This is a genomic window from Massilia sp. CT11-108 (genome assembly GCF_047302915.1).
GTDB lineage: Bacteria > Pseudomonadota > Gammaproteobacteria > Burkholderiales > Burkholderiaceae_D > Telluria > Telluria orientalis.
Genome location: NZ_JBKYMO010000399.1, coordinates 1 through 5,175 on the forward strand (window position 1 = coordinate 1; position 5,175 = coordinate 5,175).

6 protein-coding genes are annotated in these 5,175 nt (G+C 67.5%); 5 read left to right on the plus strand and 1 reads right to left on the minus strand.

The window, feature by feature from the left end; genetic code table 11:
* The 3 genes from ACEN88_RS23885 to ACEN88_RS23895 form a co-directional block, all read left to right on the plus strand.
* Positions 1-127, plus strand: a 127-nt coding sequence (locus ACEN88_RS23885; protein WP_413343664.1) for a diguanylate cyclase domain-containing protein, incomplete at its 5' end; no start/stop codon positions are given.
* A 66-nt stretch (positions 128-193) separates the two neighbouring features.
* On the plus strand, positions 194-1,642 hold the full coding sequence (sbcB, locus tag ACEN88_RS23890; RefSeq protein WP_413343656.1) for an exodeoxyribonuclease I: 1,449 nt from the start codon (positions 194-196) through the stop codon (positions 1,640-1,642).
* 67 nt (positions 1,643-1,709) lie between these two features.
* Positions 1,710-2,927: an MFS transporter gene (locus ACEN88_RS23895; protein WP_413343658.1), complete on the plus strand. Its 1,218-nt coding sequence runs from the start codon at positions 1,710-1,712 to the stop codon at positions 2,925-2,927.
* A gap of 7 nt (positions 2,928-2,934) precedes the next feature.
* Here ACEN88_RS23895 and pyrF read toward each other — a convergent pair whose 3' ends face one another.
* Entirely contained in the window at positions 2,935-3,756 is an 822-nt protein-coding gene (gene pyrF / locus ACEN88_RS23900) for an orotidine-5'-phosphate decarboxylase (RefSeq protein ID WP_413343660.1), read from the minus strand.
* A 153-nt stretch (positions 3,757-3,909) separates the two neighbouring features.
* Between pyrF and ACEN88_RS23905 the strand changes: the two genes are divergently transcribed.
* Both ACEN88_RS23905 and ACEN88_RS23910 read left to right on the plus strand, forming a co-directional pair.
* The gene (locus ACEN88_RS23905) at positions 3,910-4,488 is read left to right on the plus strand and encodes a LemA family protein (protein ID WP_413343666.1); all 579 of its coding nucleotides are present in this window, start codon (positions 3,910-3,912) and stop codon (positions 4,486-4,488) included.
* A 9-nt stretch (positions 4,489-4,497) separates the two neighbouring features.
* Positions 4,498-5,175 (plus strand): TPM domain-containing protein (locus ACEN88_RS23910; protein WP_413343662.1); only part of this gene is annotated, 678 nt, incomplete at its 3' end.

Sequence of the window (5,175 nt, forward strand, 5' to 3'; positions counted from 1 at the left end):
GCACGTCACCGGGTCGTTCGGCGTCGCCACGCTGCTGCCCGGCCAGGACGAACGGGGCCTGGTCGAGGCCGCCGACGCCGCGCTGTACCGCGCCAAGGAAGCAGGCCGCGACCGCATCGGCACATGAAGTTCCCAAAGCCGGATTGAGCCGGTGCTAGGCCATGCGATGCTTGCAAGTTAGAATGGCGCCACGATGAGCAACCACACCTTCCTCTGGCACGATTACGAGACGTTCGGCGCGGAACCGCGGCGCGATCGTCCCGCACAGTTCGCTGCGATCCGCACCGACGCCGACCTCAACGAGATCGGCGAACCGATCATGCTGTATTGCCAGCCGGCGCCCGACTACCTGCCCGACCCGCAAGCCTGCCTGATCACCGGCATCACGCCGCAGCACTGCCTGGGACACGGCGTGCCCGAACACGAATTCGCGGCCCGCATCTGCGCCGCGTTTTCCGAGCCGGGCACGATCGGCGTCGGCTACAACACCATCCGCTTCGACGACGAGGTCACGCGCTTCCTGCTGTGGCGCAACCTGATGGACCCGTATGCGCGCGAATGGCAGAACGGCTGCGGCCGCTGGGACATGCTCGACGTCGTCCGCATGGCCTATGCGCTCCGTCCGGACGGCATCACGTGGCCGCGCCACGATGACGGCCGTCCCAGCTTCAGGCTCGAACATCTCACGCGCGACAACGGCCTCGTGCACGACGCCGCGCACGACGCGCTGTCCGACGTGCGCGCCACCATCGCGCTCGCGCGCCTGCTGCGCAGCAAGCAGCCGAAGCTGTTCGACTTCTGCCTGGAACTGCGCCGCAAGGACAAGGTCGCGGAACAGATGGGCCTGCACCTGGACCGCGCACTGCGCCAGCCGTTCCTGCACGTGTCCGGCATGTTCCCGGCCGAGCGCGGCTGCCTGGGCGTCGTCTGGCCGCTCGCGACGCATCCCACGAACAAGAACGAAGTCCTCGTGTGGGACTGCCGCCACGACCCGTCCGAACTGTTCAACCTGAACGTCGAGACGATCCGCCAGCGGATGTTCACCCGCGCCGCCGAGATGCCCGAGGGCATGACGCGGCTCCCGATCAAGAGCGTGCACCTGAATAAGTCGCCGATGCTGGTCGGTAACCTGAAAACGCTCAGCACACAGATGGCGGCCCGGTGGGAACTGGACGTCGAACAATGTCTCGCCCACGCCCGCAGCGCCGCGGCCGGGCCGGACATGACGGCGATCTGGCAGAAGGTGTACCAGCGCGAGGCGGTCACCGCCAGCGTCGACGTCGACGAAGACCTGTACGGCGGCTTCGTCTCGAACGGCGACCGGCGCCGGCTGGAATCATTGCGCGCGGAAGCCGCGCCGAAGCTGGCGACCTTGCGCCCGTCGTTCGAGGACGAGCGCCTGTCGCACCTGCTGTTCCGCTACCGCGCCCGCAACTTCCCGCACACGCTGGGCGAGGACGAGCAGCAGGCCTGGGAAGACCACCGCGCCGCGCGCCTGTTCGACGGCGCGGGTGGTGCGCGCACGATCGATCAATTGTTTGCCGAGATCGACGCGCTGTCCGAGACGGCGGACGAGCGCGCTGAAGAAATCCTCGGAGCCCTGTATGATTACGCGGAGATGATCGCCCCCAGCCGGTACTGACCGGCATCACGGTGGGCACGTTTCATTTGAGGGCCCCCGGCCTCGAATGTCCACCATTCACACCTTGATGTCCCGCGCCTTTCGCTCGCTCAGCAACTTCAATTACCGCCTCTGGGCCATCGGCGCCCTGGTCTCCAACGTGGGCACGTGGATGCAGCGTACCGCGCAGGACTGGCTCGTGCTGACGGAACTGACGCACCACAACGCGTCGGCCGTCGGCACCGTGATGGCCCTGCAGTTCGGCCCGCAATTACTCCTGCTGCCGTGGACGGGCTGGGCCGCCGACCACGTCGACCAGCGCAAGCTGATGATGGTCACCCAGACCGCGATGGGCTCGCTCGCCCTCGTGCTCGGCGCGATGACGCTGGCCGGCGTCGTCGCGCTGTGGCACGTGTACGTGTTCGCCTTCCTGTTCGGCTGCGCATCGGCCTTCGACGCGCCCGTGCGCCAGACGTTCGTCGCGCACCTCGTCGGGGATGCCGACTTGCCCAACGCGGTCGCGCTGAACTCGACGTCGTTCAACGCCGCGCGGATGATCGGTCCCGCGGCCGCCGGCCTCCTGATCGCCGGCGTCGGCACCGGCTGGGCATTCGTCGTCAACGGGCTGTCGTACGTCGGGGTCCTGTGCTCGCTGGCCTGGCTGCGCAAGGACGCGCTGCACCCGCGCGCGCCCGGGAGCGCAGGCGGGCGCGGCATGCTGGACGGCGTGCGCTACGTATGGAAACGGCCGGACCTGATGGCGCTGCTGGGCATGCTGTTCCTGATCGCCACGTTCGGCCTGAACTTCCCGATCTTCATCGGCACGATGGCCGTCTCGGTGTTCCATACGGATGCGCGGGGCTACAGCCTGCTGTCGTCGACGATGGCGGTCGGCAGCGTCGTCGGCGCGCTCCTCGCCGCGCGCCGCGAGCATACCCGGTTCAGCGCACTCGTCGTCGGTGCCGGCGTGTTCGGCGCCGGCTGCGCGCTGGCGGCCGTGTCACCCGGCTACCTGTGGTTCGCGGCCGCGCTGGCGCTCACGGGCGTGGCCGCCCTCACCTTCACGAATACATCGAACAGCCTGCTGCAACTGTCCACGGAACCCGCGATGCGCGGCCGCGTGATGGCGTTGCGGCTCGGCATTGCCTTGGGCACGACACCGATCGGCGCGCCCATCGTCGGCTGGGTGGCCGACCATGTGGGGCCGCGCTGGGCGCTGGGCGTCGCCGCCGCATCGGGCTTCGCGGCGCTGGCGGTCGGGATGCGCTACCTGGCGCTGGCCAGGCAGCGCAAGGCGGAGACGTAAAACGGACTCAGCCGCGGTAGCGGTTGATGGCGTCGCGCGTCTCGAGCGCCACGCGGCGCGCCGCCGCAGCGAAATCCTCGCCGCCCTGCGGCTGCGCGTAGATGATGGCGCGCGAGGAATTGATCATCATGCCCGCGCCGCCGGCCGTGCGGCCCGATTTGACGGTCGCCTCGATGTCGCCGCCTTGCGCGCCGATGCCGGGCACGAGCAACGGCATGTCGCCGACGATGGCGCGCACTTGCGCCAGTTCTTCCGGGAACGTGGCGCCCACGACGAGGGCGCACTGGCCGTTCCTGTTCCACTTCTCCGCGACGAGGCGCGCCACATGCTGGTACAGCGGCTGGCCGCCAACGTCGAGGAATTGCAGGTCGGAGCCGCCCGCGTTCGACGTGCGGCACAGGACGATCACGCCGCGGTCTTTCCACTCCATGTACGGTTCGACCGAGTCGAAGCCCATGTACGGGTTCACGGTGACGGCGTCGGCGCCATAGCGGTCAAAGGCTTCGCGCGCATACTGGTGCGCGGTCGCGCCGATGTCGCCGCGCTTGGCGTCCAGGATCAGCGGGATGTCGGAATAGTTCTCACGGAGGTAGCGGCAGATGGCTTCCAGCTGGTCTTCCGCGCCGAGGGCGGCGAAATAGGCGATCTGCGGCTTGAAGGCGCAGGCCAGGTCGGCGGTGGCGTCGATGATGGCCTTGCAGAACTCCACGATGCCGTCGGGGCGGCCCTGCAGGTGCGCGGGGAAGCGGGCCGTGTCCGGGTCGAGTCCCACGCACAGCAGGGAATCGTTGCGCTTCCAGGCGGCGTTCAGTTTGTCGATGAAGTTCATGGGCGGCCTCTCTGATCTGATTGCAAACCCTCTATTGTAGCCTTCCACCCGTTTGTCTCGCCATCGCTGTGGCATTTCGGTTATATTTTGGCCATTCGACAACTAATTACGGGTCCTCAGATGAAACCTTCCCTGTTCACGCGCTGGGCCGGCATGCTGCTGGCCGCCGTACTGGCCGCCACGCTGCTGTCGGGCTGCGGCTACAACCAGTTCCAGGCCAAGGACGAGGCCACCAAGGCCGCGTGGGCCGAAGTCGTCAACCAGTACCAGCGCCGCGCCGACCTGATTCCCAACCTGGTGAACACGGTCAAGGGCTATGCGACGCATGAAAAGGAGACGCTGGAAGCCGTCACGCGCGCGCGGGCGGCCGCGACCAGCTTCCAGATCACGCCGGAAGTCTTGAACAACCCGGAAGCCTTCCAGAAATTCCAGCAGGTGCAGGGTGAGTTGTCGAGCGCGCTGTCGCGCCTGATGGCCGTGTCGGAGAACTATCCGCAGCTGAAGGCCGACGCCAGCTTCCGCGACCTGCAGTCGCAGCTGGAAGGCACGGAGAACCGCATCACGGTGGCCCGCCAGCGCTATATCGCAGCCGTGCAGGACTATAACGTGACGGTCCGCAGCTTCCCGACCAACCTGACCGCCATGATGTTCGGCTACCAGGCCAAGCCGTCGTTCACGGTCGAGAACGAGAAGGCCATTTCGACGGCGCCGACCGTCAACTTCGGCAAATAAGGCCATGCCATGAACGCCCTGCCGCGGTTGCTGTGGGCCTGGATGCTGACCTTGCTGCTGGCCTGCCAGGCGCACGCCCAGCAGTTCAAGCCCGTGCCGGCGTTGCGCGCGCGCGTCACCGACGAGATCGGCATGCTGACGCCGGACCAGCGCCAGAAACTGGAAGGCGTGCTGGCCGACTACGAGGCCAAGACGGGCAGCCAGATCGCCGTGCTGCTGATATCGTCGACGGAACCGGAGGCGATCGAGCAGTACAGCATCCGCGTGGCCGACGAATGGAAGCTTGGACGCAAGGGCGTCGACGACGGCGTGCTGCTGGTCGTCGCGAAAGACAATCCGAAGGCGCTGCGCCGCCTGCGCATCGAGGCGGGGCGCGGCGTGCAGGGCGTCCTCACGGATGCGCAATCGAAGCGTATTCTGGAAGACACGATCGCCCCGCACTTCCGCCAGCAGGACTGGTACGGCGGCCTCGTCGCGGGCGTGGGCGCCATCGCCACCCTGCTGAACGAGGAAAAATTCCCCGCACCGCAAGCGCAGCCGTCCGCGCAACAACAACAGGAGGATGACGGCCCCAACATCGTCGTCAGCATCTTTCTGATCCTCGTCGGCATCACCGTCCTGCGTTCGGTGTTCCGCCCGCGCCGCACGCGCCTCGCGCAGCCCGGCCGCTACGGCGCCGGCTGGGGC

What these genes read in the sequence shown, in the direction of transcription:
- sbcB (WP_413343656.1), top strand. Translation starts at nt 194, where the DNA reads ATGAGCAACCACACCTTCCTCTGGCACGATTACGAGACGTTCGGCGCG.
- ACEN88_RS23895 (WP_413343658.1), top strand. Translation starts at nt 1,710, where the DNA reads ATGTCCCGCGCCTTTCGCTCGCTCAGCAACTTCAATTACCGCCTCTGG.
- pyrF (WP_413343660.1), bottom strand. Translation starts at nt 3,756, where the DNA reads ATGAACTTCATCGACAAACTGAACGCCGCCTGGAAGCGCAACGATTCC.
- ACEN88_RS23905 (WP_413343666.1), top strand. Translation starts at nt 3,910, where the DNA reads ATGCTGCTGGCCGCCGTACTGGCCGCCACGCTGCTGTCGGGCTGCGGC.